14 protein-coding genes are annotated in these 14,990 nt (G+C 73.4%); 8 read left to right on the top strand and 6 right to left on the bottom strand.

The window, feature by feature from the left end; genetic code table 11:
- The first annotated feature begins 19 nt into the window (after positions 1-19).
- Together ACIP5O_RS20200 and mqnE are read left to right on the top strand one after the other, a co-directional pair.
- Positions 20-475, top strand: coding sequence for an Lrp/AsnC family transcriptional regulator (locus ACIP5O_RS20200; RefSeq protein WP_125666109.1), 456 nt, complete (start codon positions 20-22; stop codon positions 473-475).
- Positions 476-538: 63 nt separating this feature from the next.
- Positions 539-1,702 (top strand): aminofutalosine synthase MqnE, encoded by a 1,164-nt coding sequence (mqnE, locus tag ACIP5O_RS20195; RefSeq protein ID WP_383156692.1) that lies wholly within the window; start codon positions 539-541, stop codon positions 1,700-1,702.
- An 86-nt stretch (positions 1,703-1,788) separates the two neighbouring features.
- Here the strand turns inward: mqnE and ACIP5O_RS20190 are convergent, their stop codons facing one another.
- Both ACIP5O_RS20190 and ACIP5O_RS20185 read right to left on the bottom strand, forming a co-directional pair.
- Positions 1,789-2,655 (bottom strand): GyrI-like domain-containing protein, encoded by an 867-nt coding sequence (locus ACIP5O_RS20190; protein ID WP_401295094.1) that lies wholly within the window; start codon positions 2,653-2,655, stop codon positions 1,789-1,791.
- Positions 2,656-2,749: 94 nt separating this feature from the next.
- Positions 2,750-3,283, bottom strand: coding sequence for a GNAT family N-acetyltransferase (locus ACIP5O_RS20185; protein ID WP_401295092.1), 534 nt, complete (start codon positions 3,281-3,283; stop codon positions 2,750-2,752).
- Positions 3,284-3,423: 140 nt separating this feature from the next.
- Here ACIP5O_RS20185 and ACIP5O_RS20180 point away from each other — a divergent pair, with 140 nt between their 5' ends.
- The 4 genes from ACIP5O_RS20180 (at position 3,424) to ACIP5O_RS20165 (ending at position 8,322) form a co-directional block, all read left to right on the top strand.
- Positions 3,424-3,690, top strand: a complete 267-nt coding sequence (locus ACIP5O_RS20180) for a DUF4229 domain-containing protein (protein WP_401295090.1) — start codon at positions 3,424-3,426, stop codon at positions 3,688-3,690.
- Between the two features lie 398 nt (positions 3,691-4,088).
- The gene (locus ACIP5O_RS20175; protein WP_401295088.1) at positions 4,089-5,438 is read left to right on the top strand and encodes a dicarboxylate/amino acid:cation symporter; all 1,350 of its coding nucleotides are present in this window, start codon (positions 4,089-4,091) and stop codon (positions 5,436-5,438) included.
- A gap of 119 nt (positions 5,439-5,557) precedes the next feature.
- Positions 5,558-6,202: a TetR/AcrR family transcriptional regulator gene (locus ACIP5O_RS20170; protein WP_401295086.1), complete on the top strand. Its 645-nt coding sequence runs from the start codon at positions 5,558-5,560 to the stop codon at positions 6,200-6,202.
- A gap of 239 nt (positions 6,203-6,441) precedes the next feature.
- Complete coding sequence (locus tag ACIP5O_RS20165; RefSeq protein WP_401295084.1) at positions 6,442-8,322, top strand: AMP-dependent synthetase/ligase; 1,881 nt, start codon at positions 6,442-6,444, stop codon at positions 8,320-8,322.
- 17 nt (positions 8,323-8,339) lie between these two features.
- Here the strand turns inward: ACIP5O_RS20165 and ACIP5O_RS20160 are convergent, their stop codons facing one another.
- The 3 genes from ACIP5O_RS20160 to ACIP5O_RS20150 form a co-directional block, all read right to left on the bottom strand.
- Positions 8,340-9,005, bottom strand: a complete 666-nt coding sequence (locus ACIP5O_RS20160; protein WP_401295082.1) for a pyridoxal 5'-phosphate synthase — start codon at positions 9,003-9,005, stop codon at positions 8,340-8,342.
- 13 nt (positions 9,006-9,018) lie between these two features.
- Complete coding sequence (locus tag ACIP5O_RS20155) at positions 9,019-9,519, bottom strand: FAD-dependent monooxygenase (protein WP_401295080.1); 501 nt, start codon at positions 9,517-9,519, stop codon at positions 9,019-9,021.
- 230 nt (positions 9,520-9,749) lie between these two features.
- On the bottom strand, positions 9,750-10,397 hold the full coding sequence (locus ACIP5O_RS20150; RefSeq protein WP_401295078.1) for a TetR family transcriptional regulator: 648 nt from the start codon (positions 10,395-10,397) through the stop codon (positions 9,750-9,752).
- Positions 10,398-10,768: 371 nt separating this feature from the next.
- Between ACIP5O_RS20150 and ACIP5O_RS20145 the strand changes: the two genes are divergently transcribed.
- Complete coding sequence (locus ACIP5O_RS20145; RefSeq protein ID WP_401295076.1) at positions 10,769-11,605, top strand: VOC family protein; 837 nt, start codon at positions 10,769-10,771, stop codon at positions 11,603-11,605.
- A gap of 158 nt (positions 11,606-11,763) precedes the next feature.
- Positions 11,764-14,205 carry a PQQ-binding-like beta-propeller repeat protein gene (locus tag ACIP5O_RS20140; protein ID WP_401295074.1) on the top strand — a complete coding sequence of 814 codons (2,442 nt, stop codon included), beginning with the start codon at positions 11,764-11,766 and terminating at the stop codon, positions 14,203-14,205.
- Positions 14,206-14,218: 13 nt separating this feature from the next.
- Here ACIP5O_RS20140 and ACIP5O_RS20135 read toward each other — a convergent pair whose 3' ends face one another.
- A complete protein-coding gene (locus ACIP5O_RS20135; protein ID WP_401295072.1) occupies positions 14,219-14,947 on the bottom strand; it encodes a hypothetical protein in 729 nt (242 codons plus the stop codon).
- Positions 14,948-14,990 lie beyond the last annotated feature (43 nt).

The following is a 14,990-nucleotide window of genomic DNA, read 5'->3' as shown; positions in this document are numbered from 1 at the left end:
AATGGAAGGCCTCATACCTATGGACGCCGTGGACAGGCAGCTCATCCAGGCCCTGCGCGAGAACGGACGCGCCTCGTACGCCGAACTCGGCCGGCTCGTCGGGCTCTCCGGCCCCTCCGTCACCGACCGCATCAACCGCCTGGAGGCGGCCGGGGTCATCACCGGCTACCGCGCCACCGTCGACGCCGCCTCGCTCGGCCTCGGCGTCACCGCCCTCATCGGCATCTCCCTCTCCGACGCCGCCGACCACGAGGACGTGGCCCGCCGGCTCAAGGACCTCGCCGAGATCGAGGACTGCTGGTTCATCGCCGGCGACGACTCCTTCATGCTCAAGGTGCGCGCGAACGACGTCGACGGCCTGGAGAAGACGATCCGCCGCCTCAGCGGCACCCGGGGCGTCTCCCGCACCCGCACCACGATCGTGCTCTCCACCAAGTGGGAGAACCGCGTCGGGGAGCTGCCCGAGGAGGGCTGAGCGCGGGCCTGAGAGTACGGTGAACGGCGACGTCTGATTTCGGAGAAAAAGGGAGGCGGCCGCATGGACGCGGGGCTCAAGCGTGAGCTGGAGCAGAAGGTCCGGGACGGTGAGCGGCTGAGCCGTGAGGACGGCATCGCCCTGTACGAGTCCGACGACCTCGCCTGGCTCGGCGGTCTGGCCCACGAGGTCCGGACCCGCAAGAACGGCGACGTGGTCCACTTCAACGTCAACCGTCACCTGAACATGACCAACGTCTGCACCGCCTCCTGCGCCTACTGCTCCTTCCAGCGCAAGCCGGGCGAGAAGGACGCGTACACCATGCGCATCGAGGAGGCCGTGCGCCTCGCGAAGGCGATGGAGAACGAGAACCTCACCGAACTCCACATCGTCAACGGGCTGCACCCCAACCTGCCCTGGCGGTACTACCCGCGCTCCCTCTCCGAGCTGAAGAAGGCCCTGCCGAACGTCTCCCTCAAGGCGTTCACGGCCACCGAGATCCACCACTTCGAGACGATCTCCGGGCTCTCCGCCTCCGACATCCTCGACGAGCTGATCGAGGCCGGTCTGGAGTCGCTGACCGGCGGCGGCGCCGAGATCTTCGACTGGGAGGTCCGGCAGCACATCGTGGACCACCGCACCCACTGGGAGGACTGGTCCCGGATCCACCGGCTCGCCCACGAGAAGGGGCTCAAGACCCCGGCGACCATGCTGTACGGGCACATCGAGGAGCCCCGGCACCGCGTCGACCACGTGCTGCGGCTGCGCGAGCTCCAGGACGAGACGAACGGCTTCCAGGTCTTCATCCCGCTGCGCTACCAGCACGACTTCGTGGACATGAAGGACGGCAAGGTCCGCAACAGGCTCCAGGCGCGCACCACGATGGCGACCGGAGCCGAGGCCCTGAAGACCTTCGCGGTCTCCCGGCTGCTCTTCGACAACGTGCCGCACGTCAAGGTCTTCTGGGTCATGCACGGCGTCCAGACCGCGCAGCTCGCGCTCCAGCACGGCGCCGACGACATGGACGGCTCGGTCGTCGAGTACAAGATCACGCACGACGCCGACAACTACGGCACGCCGAACAAGCTGGGCCGCGAGGACCTGCTCGAACTGATCCGGGACGCCGGCTTCCGGCCGGTCGAGCGGAACACGCGGTACGAGATCATCCGCGAGTACCCGGGCCCGGACGCGGAGCGGCGGGAGTCGCCGCAGCCGATGCGGGTCTGAACGCTTCCGTGAAGAGGGCCGGCGGGGATTCCCCGCCGGCCCTTTCCCGTGTCCTCACGTCTCCGTGTCCTCACGTCTCCGTGCGCTCATGTCTCCGTGCGCTCCACCGGGATCCACAGCTCCGCCCGCGCCGTCGTCCAGTCCTCCGAGGGCCGTACGGAGAGCAGCTCGGGACCCGGCCCGCTCGCGTACGGGTTGGACGGGAACCACTGGGTGAAGACGTCCCGCCAGAGGTACTGGAGGGCCTTCGGATAGGGGCCCTCGTTCTCGAAGACGGCCCAGGTCCCGGCGGCCACGTCGAGCGCGTCGAACTCCTCCGGCACGTCGGCGCCGCTCACCGCCCCGTGCCAGTAGTCCAGCTCGGCGCCCTCCTCGCGGCCGTCCGAGAGGTGGGTGACCGCCGACAGGACGCCCGCGGGCTCCCCGTCCGACAGGCGGGCGAGCCGGTCCAGGGCCTCCCGGCCGATGGACCTGATGTGGGCGGCGATCGCCGGGTTCTCCCCCTCGTGGACCAGGGGGACCCGGGCCCCGCGCCCGATGATCCGGAAGGCGTCCTTCTCCACGATCCTGTACCGCATGCTGCTGTTCCCTTCGACGACGAGGCGGAAGGACATGCGCGGCTGGGAGCGCAGGGCGGCCCCGGTGCGGCGGGCCTCGCCGGGGCCGACGCCGTGCACCGCGCGGAACGCGCGGGCGAAGGCCTCCCCGGAGCCGTAGCCGTACCGCACGGCGACCTCCAGGAGCGTCCGCTCGCCGGAGAGCACCTCGGCGCCCGCGACGGTGAGCCGCCTGCGCCGCACGTACTCCGACAGCGGCATCCCCGCGAGCGCCGAGAACAGGCGCCGGAAGTGGTACTCCGAGGTCGTCGCGATCCGGGCCAGCTCGGCCGGGTCGAGGTCGCCGCGGAGGTGCTCCTCGATGTGGTCGAGTGCCCGGTTCAGCCGCTCCAGCACGTGGTCCGTCCTTCCTTTTCCGTGTCCCCACCGTAGGAAGGGGGCCGGGCGCCGGACCCGACATCCCGTGCCCGGTCCGGTCGGGTGCGGTCCGTCAGGCGAGCGGAAGCAGCATGATGATGTCGTCGCGGTCGTCCCCGGGGGCGACCCGGATCGCGTCGGGGACGCGGCCGACCTCCTTGTAGCCGGACTTGGCGTAGAAGCCGTCGACGCCGGTGCCGCCCCGGCAGGTCAGCCGGACCGCCTCGATCGCCTCGAAGCCCGGGGCGGTGCGGGCGGTGCGCTCGACCGCCGCCATGAGGTCGCGGCCGTGGCCCCGGCCCTGGTGCCGGGGGTGGACCATCACGGTGTAGAGCCACACCCAGTGCGTCATCAGGGGGTGGGTGTTGAAGGTGAAGAAGGCGGTGGCGGCGACCTCGCCGCCGCCGTCGCGGCCGACGAGCAGGCGGGTGGTGCCGCGCTCCATGGCGACGAGGTGCTTGAGCAGGGCGGGGCGGATCTCGTCGGGGGTCACGGGAGGGACGAAGCCGACGGCGCCGCCGGCGTTGGAGACGTCGGCCCAGAGGGCGAGGACGCCGTCGCGCAGGGCGGGGTCGACTGCCGGATCCACCTCGAACGTAAGGGTCATGGGCTGAGGTTATCTATTACTCACCAGGTGCTCAAGAGGGCCGGTACCGGAGGGGGCGCGGCCCCGTGTTTCACTGGGGAGGACGTTCGTCCCGCAGGGGATCTTTTCGGAACGGAATCGGAACGGAAGAGTGGACTGACATGCTCCGTTACACGGTGCTGCGGCTCGGCATCTTCGCCGGGTGCTTCCTCGCCCTGTGGGGCCTCGTCTACGCCGGCGTGCTGCCGCGCGGCCTCGGCGACTCCAACCTGCTCTGGGTCCTCGTCCTCGCCATCGTCGTCTCCGCCCCGCTCAGCTTCGTCCTCCTGCGCGGGCAGCGTGACCGGATGAGCGTCGAGATCGTGGAGAAGGTCGACCGCGCGAAGGGGCGCCTGGACGCGAACCGGTCCCAGGAGGACGCGCTGTAGGGAGCCCCTGCCGCCCGCCTCCCGCCGTGGAGACCGCGTAAGGATTCCGTAAGTTTCATCACACATCTAACCCCCGGTGGGAGCTTCCAAGGCTCCGGCCAGGGGTTTTCTGCGTTTCTGAGGCGGAGGGGTGTTCCCGTACCCCAAAGGAGAGCTTTGAGGTTCTCAAAGTTCAAGTGTTAACGTGTTCGACATGAAGACCGCAGCGCGCACCTCCGACGCCATGAGTCCCCCGCTCGTGGCGCGCCTGCACGTCGACCTGTGCCGCTGTATGTCCGCGGTCTGTTGCCGCGAGCTCTGACCTTCCCGGCATTCATGCGGCGGCCCGCGCCCGAGCGCGTTCCCGTGGCCGCACCCCGTCCCGTATTCCCCCGATACGCCCTGTGGAGTGTGTCTCTGTGTCCGCGTCCGTTCCCGAGGCCCCCAAGGCCTCCGAGGGCAAGCCCTCGTCCCGGATACCCAAGGTCCCCTTCTGGGCCCAGATCATCGTCGGTCTGGTCCTCGGCGCCCTGCTCGGCTGGATCGCCCGCAGCCAGGACGTCTCCTGGCTGAAGGAGACCCTCGGCCAGGTCGGCGACATCTTCGTCCAGCTCCTCAAGCTGGCCGTCGCCCCGCTCGTCTTCTTCGCGATCCTGGTGTCGATCACCAACCTGCGGAAGGTGAACAACGCCGCCCGGCTCGCCTCCCGCACCCTGCTCTGGTTCATGGTCACCTCCCTGATCGCGGTCGCCATCGGCCTCGCGATCGGCCTGATCACCAACCCGGGCTCCGGCACCGGCCTCACCCCGCAGGACGGCAAGCTGCCGAAGCGCGAGGGCTCCTGGATCGACTTCCTCACCGGCATCGTCCCGACGGACGTCATCACGCCCTTCACCGAGCTGAACGTCCTCCAGATCGTCTTCATGGCCGCCGTCGCCGGCATCGCCGCCCTGAAGCTCGGCGACCGCGCCAAGCCGATCCTCACCCTCTCCGAGTCGGTCCTCGAACTGCTCCAGAAGGCCCTGTGGTGGGTCATCCGCCTCGCCCCGATCGGCACCGTCGGCCTCATCGGCTTCGCCATCGCGGACTACGGCTGGGACCTGATCGGCAAGTACGCCACCTTCACCGCCGACGTCTACGTCGGCTGCGCGATCGTCCTCTTCGGCGTCTACCCGCTGCTGCTCGCCACGGTCGCCAAGGTCAGCCCGCTCCAGTTCTTCAAGGGTGCCTGGCCGGCCATCCAGCTGGCCTTCGTCTCCCGCTCCTCGGTCGGCACCATGCCGGTCACCCAGAAGGTCACCGAGCGCCTCGGCGTCCCGAAGGAGTACGCCTCCTTCGCCGTCCCGTTCGGCGCCACCACGAAGATGGACGGCTGCGCCGCGATCTACCCGGCGCTCGCCGCGATCTTCATCGCGCAGATCTTCGACGTGCAGCTCGGCATCCAGGACTACCTGCTGATCGCCTTCGTCTCGGTGGTCGGCTCGGCGGCCACGGCCGGCCTGACCGGCGCGACCGTCATGCTGACCCTGACCCTCTCCACCCTGGGCCTGCCCCTGGAGGGCGTCGGCCTGCTCATGGCGATCGACCCGATCATCGACATGATGAGGACGGCCACGAACGTCGCCGGCCAGGCGCTGATCCCGGTGATCGTCGCCGCCCGCGAGAAGATCCTCGACCACACCGCGTACGAGAACGCCTCGTCGTCCCCGATCGACGACCCGACCACCGAGGCGCGCACGGAGGACGAGAAGGTCCTGGTCGCCGCCTGACCGGTCCGTGGTAACCCCTGCTGTTCCTGGTGCCCCCGCCCCTTCCCGGGCGGGGGCACTAGGCTTCTCCAGGGGCGTTCGAGGGTTCTCGGAAGAGGCGGGAAGCAGGGGTGGGCACCATGGCCGACGGTGCGAGGGCGCGGCGGCTGCCGCGTGCCGTGCGGGAGCGGCAGATGCTCGACGCGGCCGTGCGGAGCTTCGCGCGGCACGGGTACCAGACGGCCTCCATGGACGAGATCGCCGAGCTCGCGGGGGTCTCCAAGCCGCTGGTGTACCTGTATCTGAACTCCAAGGAGGAGCTCTTCACCGCCTGCATCCGGCGGGAGGCCGGGGCGCTGCTCGCCGCGGTGGCCGCCGGGGTCGAGGGCCGGGAGCTGCCGCCCGACGAGCGGCTGTGGGCGGGACTGCTCGCCTTCTTCACGTACGCCGCCGAGCACCCCGACTCCTGGGTGGTGCTGAGCCGGCAGGCCCGGACGCAGGGGGAGCCGTTCGCGACCGAGGCCTCCCGGATGCGGGAGGAGATCGCGGCCTACGTGGCGGGGCTCATCGGCGAGGCGGCGCGCGAGGCGCACGGGGCCGCCGGGATCACCGAGCGGGACGTGACCGCGCTCGCGCAGGCCCTGGTCGGCTCGGCCGAGTCCCTGGCGACCTGGGCGAACGAGACGCCCGGGGTGACGGCGAAGGAGGCGGCCGCGACGCTGATGAACTTCGCCTGGGCCGGACTCGGGAACCTCATGAAAAGCGAGCGCTGGTCTCCCCGTTGAGCCTTACCGCACAGTAAGGTTACCGACTGGTTAAGTCGGTGTGGGCCTCAACGCGCCAGTGGAGCAGCCCAGTTCGGCCCCACGCGCCCGTGCACCCGTACGCCCCGTACGCCCCGCACGTCCGCACGTCCGCACGTCCGCACGTCCGCACGCCCGTACGTTCCCGCACGCCCCGCACGCCCCGCACGCCCCGCACGCCCCGCACGTCTCAGTTCGTCGCGAAGACCGAGGAGCCGCACGTGTCCGTCGTCACCGCCGCAGCCGGGGCCGAGCCGGTCGAGCCGCACAAGGTCCTGGTGGACGGGCGGGTGCGGGAGGTCTCCGTCCCGGCCCTCGCCCCCCGGATCGCCCGCGGCTCCCTCGCCGACCTGCCGTACGACCACGCCCACCAGGACCCCGACGCCCTCCTCTTCTCCCGCAAGGGGCCGGACGGCGCGTGGTACGACGTCCCGGCCGGCGTCTTCGCCGCCGAGGTGCACGCCGTCGCCAAGGGCCTCGTCGCCCACGGCCTCCGGCCCGGCGACCGGCTCGCCCTGATGGCCCGCACCACCTACGAGTGGACCCTGCTCGACTTCGCGGCCTGGGCCGCCGGACTCGTCACCGTCCCCGTCCACCCCACCTCCTCCGCCTTCCAGACCCGCTGGATCCTCCAGGACTCCGGCGCCGTCGCCTGCGTCGTCGAGGACCCCGCCCAGGCCCGGCTCGTCGCCGCCGAACGGCCGCAACTGCCCGGCCTCGCCCACCTCTGGACCCTCGGCGCCGGGGCCGTCGACCTGCTCCGCCGGGCGGGGGAGCGGATCTCCGACGAGGCCGTCACCGCCCGCCGGGGGCTGCTCACCCCGGAGGCCCTCGCCACCCTCGTCTACACCTCCGGCACCACCGGCCGCCCCAAGGGCTGCGCCCTCACCCACGCCAACTTCTTCGCCGAGGTCGACAACGCCGTCCGGCTCCTCCACCCCGTCTTCCTCGCGGAGAGCAGGGAGCCCGCCGCCACCCTGCTCTTCCTGCCGCTCTCCCACGTCTTCGGACGGATGGTCTCCGTCGGCTGCGTGCGCGCCCGGGTGCGGGTCGGACACGCGCCCTCCGTCGAGGGCGGGGAGCTCCTCACCGACCTGGCCGCCTTCCGGCCCACCTTCCTCCTCGCCGTCCCGTACGTCCTGGAGAAGGTCTTCAACGCCGCCCGCGCCACCGCCGAACGCGGCGGGAGGGCCGCCTCCTTCGACCGGGCCGCCCGGGTCGCCCGCCGCTACGGCCAAGAGGCCTCGCCCTCGCTGCCGCTGCGCGCCGCCCGCGCGCTCTACGACCCGCTGGTCTACCGGCGGATACGGAACGCGCTCGGCGGGCGCGTGAAGCACGTGATCTGCGGGGGCTCCCCGCTCGGCGCCCGGCTCGCGGAGTTCTTCGCGGGCGCGGGCGTCGAGGTCTTCGAGGGGTACGGCCTGACGGAGACCACGGCCGCCTCCACGGTCACCCCGCCGCGCCGGCCGCGCGCCGGGACCGTCGGCTGGCCGCTGCCGGGCACCGCCGTCCGGATCGCCGACGACGGCGAGGTCTGGCTCGGGGGCGGCCACGTCTTCGCCGGGTACTGGGACGCCCGGCGCGGGGCGGCCGTGCCGCACACCGACGACGGCTGGTTCCCCACCGGTGACCTGGGCTCCCTCGACGAGGACGGCTACCTGCGGATCACCGGCCGCAAGAAGGACCTCATCGTCACCTCGGCCGGCAAGAACGTGGCCCCGGCCCCGCTGGAGGACTGGCTGCGGGCCCACCCCCTGGTCGCCCAGTGCGTGGTGCTCGGCGACGGCCGCCCGTACGTCACGGCCCTGATCACCCTGGACCACGAGGGCCTGTCGCACTGGCGGCGGATGCGGGGCAAGGAGCACCTGGCGCTCTGGGAGCCGACCCGTGACGAGGAGCTGCTCGCCGCCCTCCAGCGGGGCGTGGACGACGCCAACCGGCTCGTCTCCCGCGCCGAGTCCATCCGCGCCTTCCGCGTCCTGACCACCGACTTCTCGGAGACCTCGGGCCATCTGACCCCGTCCCTGAAGCTCCGGCGGGGCGCGGTGCTGCGGGACTTCGCGCGGGAGGTCGAGGAGATGTATCCGGCGGGGAGCGAGTAGGGCCCGGTCAACGGGCGTTACGGCCAGAGGAGTTCGCGGATCCAGCCGTCGGGCGACGACGGGTCGCGGCGGTAGCGCAGGCGGACGTGGCGGCGGCGTTCGTCGCCCTGGAAGAACTCGACCTCGGCCGGTTCGACCGTGTACGGGGTCCAGGTGGGGGCCGGGGCGTCCGGCTCCGCCTCCGCCCGGCGCCAGGCCGCCGCGCTCGCCTCCGCGAGGGTCCCGGGGGAGTCCAGGACCTCGCTCTGCCGGCCGACCAGGGCCGCCGCGAGGGCGCCGGTGGTGCGGGCGTGGAGGTCGGCGTACGCCTCCTCGGGGGTGCCGGTGGCGACGTGGCCCCTGACCCGGACCTGGCGGCCCTGGACCGGCCAGTAGAAGGCGAGCGCGGCCTCCGGGCGGGCGGCGAGCTGGCGGCCCTTGGCGCTGGTGGAGTGCGAGGCGAAGTGCCAGCCGCGCGCGTCGGCGCCGTGCAGCATCACCACCCGCACGTCGGGGCGGCCGTCCTCGTCCACGGTGGCCAGGGCGGGCGTGTGCGGCTCGGTCTGGCCGGCCGCGACCGCCGCCGTGAACCAGTCGTGGAAGAGGGCGAGCGGCCCGGGCGGGGCGCCCGCCGGGTCGAAGGCGGGCAGCACGGTGTCCCAGACCCGCAGGGAGCGCAGGGCGCGGTCGAAGTCGGTCGTCATGGGGTCACGGTAGTCACGCCGCCGTGGTGCGGAGCGGCTGGTCCGGGAGGGGGGTCGGCCGGTCCGGGAGGGGGGTCGGCCGGTCCGGGAGGGGAGCCGACCGGCCGGTGGCGGGAGCCGACCGGTCCGTGGCGGGGAGCGGCTCGTCCGGCAGCGGGACCGCGTGGGCCGCCGCCTGGATCTCGTCGCGGATCTTCTTCGCCACGAGGTTCTTCCAGGGGGTCTTCGGCAGCAGCCGCACCATGAGCATGCGCAGCGAGGTCTTCCACCGCGAGCCGACGACCATCTCCTTGACGAAGCCCTCCGCCATCCGCTGGTTCCGCTCCACGCCGGGCCGCATGTGCGCCTCGCAGCGGGCGAAGGCCGCGGTGTGGTCGCCGCCGGACCGGGCCAGCTCGGCCGCCAGGACGTACGCGCCGGTCAGGGCGAGGCCGGTGCCCTGCCCGGAGGCGGGCGACGCGCAGTGGGCGGCGTCGCCGAGGAGGACGACGCGCCCCTTCGACCAGCGGTCCATCTCGACCAGGGCGATCGAGTCGAAGGAGAAGTCGTCGGCGCCGGCCGCGTGGCCGAGGAGCCGGGGGACCTCCCAGCCGTCGCCCGCGAAGGCCTCGGCGAGCAGGCGCTTCTGCGCGGCGGTGTCCCGGGGGTCCCGGGGGTCCCGGGAGACGGTGACGCCGGCGGCGGTCCGCGGGTGCGGGCCGCCGCCGGCGTCGGCGACAGGACGGGGGAAGGAGGGGGGTGCGGCTATCTGGTCGGCTTCTTGCCGGTGATGCCCAGGTGCACCAACAGAGCCAGGTTCGGCTTCAGTTCGGCCTGCTTCACGCCCCAGGTCTGGAAGCCCTTCTGGTGCCCCGCGACCGCGGCCAGCATCGTCACCAGGGAGCCGGCCATCGCGGCGGGGCTGACGTCCTTGTCGACCTTGCCCTTGGCCTGGAGCTCCTTCACCGCGTCCGTCAGGGAGTTGGTGACCGAGTTCAGGATCTTCATGCGGATCTTGTAGAAGCGCTTGTCGCCCTCGGCGGCGCCGAGGTCCACGACCCGGAGGATCGCGTCGTGCGTGCGCCAGAAGTCCAGGAAGCCTTCGACGAGTTCCTCGGAGGACTGCCAGCCGGCCTTGCCGACCCAGGAGCGGCCGGAGGCCAGGTCGGCCAACCCGGCGCCCTCCTTCGCCATCTCCTCCGCGATCTCCAGAACCGCCCCCTCGACGTCCGGGAAGTACTGATAGAACGTCGCGGGTGAAGTACCCGCCTTCCGGGCCACGTCGATGACCTTGACGTCCCGGTAGGGCGAGGAGCTGAGCATCTCACCGAGGCAGTCGAGCAGCTTCTGCCGCGTCGCCTGACCGCGTCGACCGGCCACGCGGCCGTCGACGGTGCGTACTTGTCCTGTCATGCCGTCAGCTTACCGACGGGGCCTCGGGGCGCGATTCGGCCGACTGCAAATGGGGTGCACCGTCGTGCGTCCGTGTTCTGCGAGGTGGATGCGGGTGCGGACCGAAGGGTGAGATCCGAGGGAGGGTCGATATTGAGTCAATGTCGGCGGCGGTTCCGGTGTCGGTGGCACCGGGGGCGGGAGGTCCGGCCAGCGCCGACCGGGGCCGAACGGGCGATCCCCCACCCGAATAGAGTTATGAACAGTCTGTGGACAACTTCGGTGGACAACCCAGGCATCCCAAGCGTCCCGGGGGTCCCGCCCCGCCGGACCGCCCCTCCGCCCGCCCGCCGGGCCGCGCGCGCCCGGTGGCGCCGCCCTAGCGTGGGGCCATGGCCGTACGTACTGAGGGCACCCCGTGCTGGGTGGACGCGCAGCTCCCCGACCTGGAGGCGGGCAAGCGCTTCTACGGCGAGCTCTTCGGCTGGACCTTCGACCCCGACCGCGACGAGGCACTCCTGCGCGGCCGGCGGGTCGCCGGGCTCGTCCCCAAGCGGGACGGCCGCATGCCCACCACCTGGACCGTCTACCTCGCCACCGAGAACGCGGGCACCCTCGCCGCCCGGATCCGGGCCGCCGGCGGCCGGATGGTCATGGACCCGTACCCCGTCGGCCCCTTCGGCGTCCTGGCGCTCGCCGCCGACCCCGGCGGCGCCGTCTTCGGCCTCCGTCAGGCGGGCGACGACGACGGCTTCGCGGCGGTGGACGAACCGGGCGCCTTCTGCTGGATGGAGGTGTACACGCGCCGCCCCGACGCCGTCGACACCTTCTACGCCACCGTCTTCGGCTACCTCGGCCGCCAGGCCGACCCCGAGGAGGAGGGCGCGGGCCCCGACTACCGCGTCTGGTCGCCCCCCGGCTCCCGGCCCGGCGACGACAGCGCCTTCGGCGGCCGGGCCGTCATCACCGACGACTTCCCCGCCGAGCTGCCCGGCCACGTCCTCACCTACTTCTGCGTGGAGGACTGCGACGGGGCCTGCGACACCACCGTCCGGCTCGGCGGCCGGGTCGTCACCCCGGCCCGCGACACCCCGCACGGCCGCGTCGCCGTCCTCCGCGACAACCAGGGCACCCTCTTCGCGGTGCTCGCGGAGCCGAAGGACGGATCCGGGACCGGACCCGGGGCCGGGCCCCGCACCGAACCGGAATCGGACGGTACGGGCCGATAAGCCCGGAGCCGTCCCGCCCGGCCCGCCCCGCACCGGCCCGCCCCCCGTAGCAGGCGACACCCCGATCCGCCCCCGGGTTCGCCACCGGGCCCCCGGACAGGAAGAATCAGGGCCACGGGGCCGTACCCTCATGGCCCGTACGGGGAGGTGGCAGGCAAGTGGAGCAGCTGACGCAGCACGACCCGAGACGCATCGGGCCCTTCGAGGTGCTGGGCCGGCTCGGCGCGGGCGGAATGGGCCTGGTCTATCTCGCGCGTTCGGCCTCGGGCCGGCGCGTGGCGATCAAGACCGTGCGCACGGAGCTCGCGGAGGACCAGCTGTTCCGGGTCCGCTTCACCCGGGAGGTGGAGGCCGCCCGGGCCGTCTCGGGCTTCTACACGGCCGCCGTCGTCGACGCCGACCCGCGCGCCGCCGTGCCCTGGCTGGCCACCGCCTACGTACCGGCGCCCTCCCTCGAAGAGATAGTGAACGAGTGCGGGCCGCTCCCGGCCCAGGCCGTGCGCTGGCTCGCGGCCGGCGTCGCCGAGGCCCTCCAGTCCATCCACGGGGCGGGCCTGGTCCACCGCGACCTCAAGCCCTCCAACGTCCTCGTCGTCGAGGACGGCCCCCGGGTGATCGACTTCGGCATCGCGTCCGGCGTCTCCAACACGCGCCTGACCATGACCAACGTCGCCGTCGGCACCCCCGCCTACATGTCGCCCGAGCAGGCCCGCGACTCGCGCAGCGTCACCGGCGCCAGCGACGTCTTCTCGCTGGGCTCGATGCTGGTCTTCGCCGCCACCGGCCACGCGCCCTACCACGGCGCCAACCCGGTCGAGACCGTCTTCATGCTGCTCCGCGAGGGCCCCGACCTGGAGGGCCTGCCCGACGAGCTGCGGCCCCTCATCGAGTCCTGCATGCAGATGGACGTCACCCGGCGCCCCAGCCCGGCCGACCTCCAGGCCCAGCTCGCCCCGCACCTCTTCGGCCCCGGCAGCGACGACAGCGGCACGGCCTCGGCCTGGCTGCCGCTGAGCGCCACCGCCATGATCGAGCGGCGGCGCGGCGGCGGCCGCACCCCCACCGCCCCGCCCGTCCCGGCCGTGCCCCCGCCCCCGCCGCCGTCGGACCCGCCGGGCCCGTTCCCCGACCCGTACGGGCCGGATCGCGGGTCAGGGAACGGCGGCAGGCCCGCGTCCGCCCCCGTCGGCGGCCGGCACGCGGGTCCTGCCGAGAGCGCGGGCGGCCCCGTGCGCCTCGGCGGCGGGACCGTGCCCATCGGCCCCGGCCCCCGGGTCGCCGACACCCGGGCGGCGCTCGCCGTCGGCCGGGGCGCCGACGCGGGCCCCGCGACCGGCTGGATCCGGCCGCCCGGCGGCGGCCCGCACGGCGCCGAGCCCGGCCCGGCGCCCGGCTCCCGCCCGCTGAACGTGCCCGCGCAGGGCGGCGCCGACCCGGCCCCGCCCCCGCCGGAGCCCGGCCCCTGGCGGCCCTGGCGCTTCCGCATGTCCAACGACGTCTGGGGCACCCCGGTCGTCGACGGCGACCTGCTGTACGTCACCTCCTTCGAGGTGCACGCCCTGGACACGGGCAGCGGCCGGCGCCAGTTCAAGACCCGGGACGTGGCCTGGTCCATGGCCGTCGCCGGGGGCCGCATCCACGCCTCCGACGGCCCCACCCTGTACGCCCTCGACGCCGGCGACGGCGGCGAGCGCTGGCGGCTGCACACCGACGCCTGGGTGTACGCGCTGAAGGTCGAGCGGGGCACGGTCGTCACCGGCACGCGCGGCGGCGGGGTGCAGGGCTGGGAGGCCTCCAACGGCGCCAAGCTGTGGGAGGTCACCGGCGCGCAGACCGACTTCGAGACCCCGGAGGCGGGGCCCGCCGTGCACGGCGACACCGTGTACGTGTGGCGGGACGCCCGGCTCCAGGCCCTCGACGCCCGGACCGGGGCGGAGCGCTGGTCGTACCCGATCGGGGACGCCGCCTCCTGCGGGGGAGTACCCGTACGGGTGGCCCCGGCCGAGGACGGCTGCGTGTACGTGTCGGCCGGCACCCGGGTCCTGTCGGTCGACGTCGCGTCCGGGCACGTCCGCTGGCACTTCGAGGCGCCCGCCGTCTTCCTCTCCCCGCCGGCCTTCGCGCCGGGCCCGGCCGTCACCGGCGGCGGGGTGTACCTCGCCGACCACCTCGGCACGGTGTACGCGCTCGACGCCACCACCGGGCAGGACCGCTGGCGGATCGCGACCGAGCAGCGCCAGTCCACCGAGCCGGTGCTCGTCGCGGACGGCAACGTGCACGTGGGCAGCGGCAGCGCGCTCTACACGCTCGACGCGGTCACCGGCACGCCCCGGTGGCGGTTCGCGGCGGGCGGAGAGCTGGTCGGCTCCCCGGTGGTCGCGGACGGCCGGATCCACTTCGGCTCGGCCGACCACGTCCTCTACACCCTGGACGCGACCGGCGGGCAGCTGCGCTGGAAGCTCGCGACCGGCGGCGAGATCACCGGCTCGCCGGTGGCGAAGGGCGGGGTCGTGTACGCGTGCAGCAAGGACCGCTGCGTGTACGCGCTCGACGCGGTGAAGGGCACGGCGACGGGCCGGGGCTCGGCGGCGGCCCGCTGACGGGACCGGCGCCTCAGCGGGGCCCGGGCCCGGGCCCGTCCGGGTCCCGGCCCTGATCCCGGCCCCGACCCTGATCCCGGCCCTGGTCCTGGCCGGGCACCTCGAAGGTCCGGGTCGGCTCGGAGCCGTAGGGGTCGTAGGAGTCATAGGGGTCGTACGTGCCGGGGGCGGAGGGCTCCCGGGGGTCGCCCGCGGGAGCCCCGTAGGGGTCGGCGACGGGGGCCGCGCGGGGGTCGGGGGCGTCGGGCGGGGGCGCGTACGGCCGGGGCGCCTCCTCGTCCCGGGGCCCCTCCGTCCCCCTCCTCCCCACCGGACGCTCACGCGTCCGCCGCCTCCGCCCCGACATCACGAGCGCGCCGAGCAGCAGCAGGACGCCGCCGCCGAGGGCGTTCGCGACCCCGTCGCCGAGGCCGGTGCCGTCGCCGTCGACCGTGAGGCCGCCCTGGTGCTGCCCGACCCGCACCATCCAGAAGACGGTGAAGCCGAGCACGACGAGCCCGGCGAGGGCGACGAGCGGGCGGGAGCGGAGCAGTACGCCGATCAGGGTGAGCAGGGCGGCGCAGGCGAAGGGCAGCAGGAGCGACCACCAGAGGTCGGCCTTCGCGTCGGTGATGCCGGTGAACAGCTCGTCGAGGGCGTAGTCACGCCCGTGACGGCCGTCGTACCAGGCACGGAAGGGGCTCCAGACGGCGGCCGTCGCTCCGGCGAGAGCCAGGACGGCGCCGGCGACGTTGCGGATCATCGAAGCGGCCTCCTGGGTGGTCCGGCTCTCGCTCCCGACGCTA

This window comes from Streptomyces sp. NPDC088915, assembly GCF_044749825.1.
Classification (GTDB): Bacteria; Actinomycetota; Actinomycetes; order Streptomycetales; family Streptomycetaceae; genus Streptomyces.
The sequence above is the reverse complement of the archived record's forward strand: the minus strand, read 5'-3'. Positions and strand labels throughout refer to the sequence as shown.

Excerpts from the sequence above, each read along its gene's own strand:
- ACIP5O_RS20200 (WP_125666109.1), top strand. The coding sequence starts at position 20 with ATGGACGCCGTGGACAGGCAGCTCATCCAGGCCCTGCGCGAGAACGGA.
- mqnE (WP_383156692.1), top strand. The coding sequence starts at position 539 with ATGGACGCGGGGCTCAAGCGTGAGCTGGAGCAGAAGGTCCGGGACGGT.
- ACIP5O_RS20185 (WP_401295092.1), bottom strand. The coding sequence starts at position 3,283 with ATGACCCTTACGTTCGAGGTGGATCCGGCAGTCGACCCCGCCCTGCGC.
- ACIP5O_RS20180 (WP_401295090.1), top strand. The coding sequence starts at position 3,424 with ATGCTCCGTTACACGGTGCTGCGGCTCGGCATCTTCGCCGGGTGCTTC.
- ACIP5O_RS20170 (WP_401295086.1), top strand. The coding sequence starts at position 5,558 with ATGGCCGACGGTGCGAGGGCGCGGCGGCTGCCGCGTGCCGTGCGGGAG.
- ACIP5O_RS20160 (WP_401295082.1), bottom strand. The coding sequence starts at position 9,005 with ATGACGACCGACTTCGACCGCGCCCTGCGCTCCCTGCGGGTCTGGGAC.
- ACIP5O_RS20155 (WP_401295080.1), bottom strand. The coding sequence starts at position 9,519 with ATGGACCGCTGGTCGAAGGGGCGCGTCGTCCTCCTCGGCGACGCCGCC.
- ACIP5O_RS20150 (WP_401295078.1), bottom strand. The coding sequence starts at position 10,397 with ATGACAGGACAAGTACGCACCGTCGACGGCCGCGTGGCCGGTCGACGC.
- ACIP5O_RS20145 (WP_401295076.1), top strand. The coding sequence starts at position 10,769 with ATGGCCGTACGTACTGAGGGCACCCCGTGCTGGGTGGACGCGCAGCTC.
- ACIP5O_RS20135 (WP_401295072.1), bottom strand. The coding sequence starts at position 14,947 with ATGATCCGCAACGTCGCCGGCGCCGTCCTGGCTCTCGCCGGAGCGACG.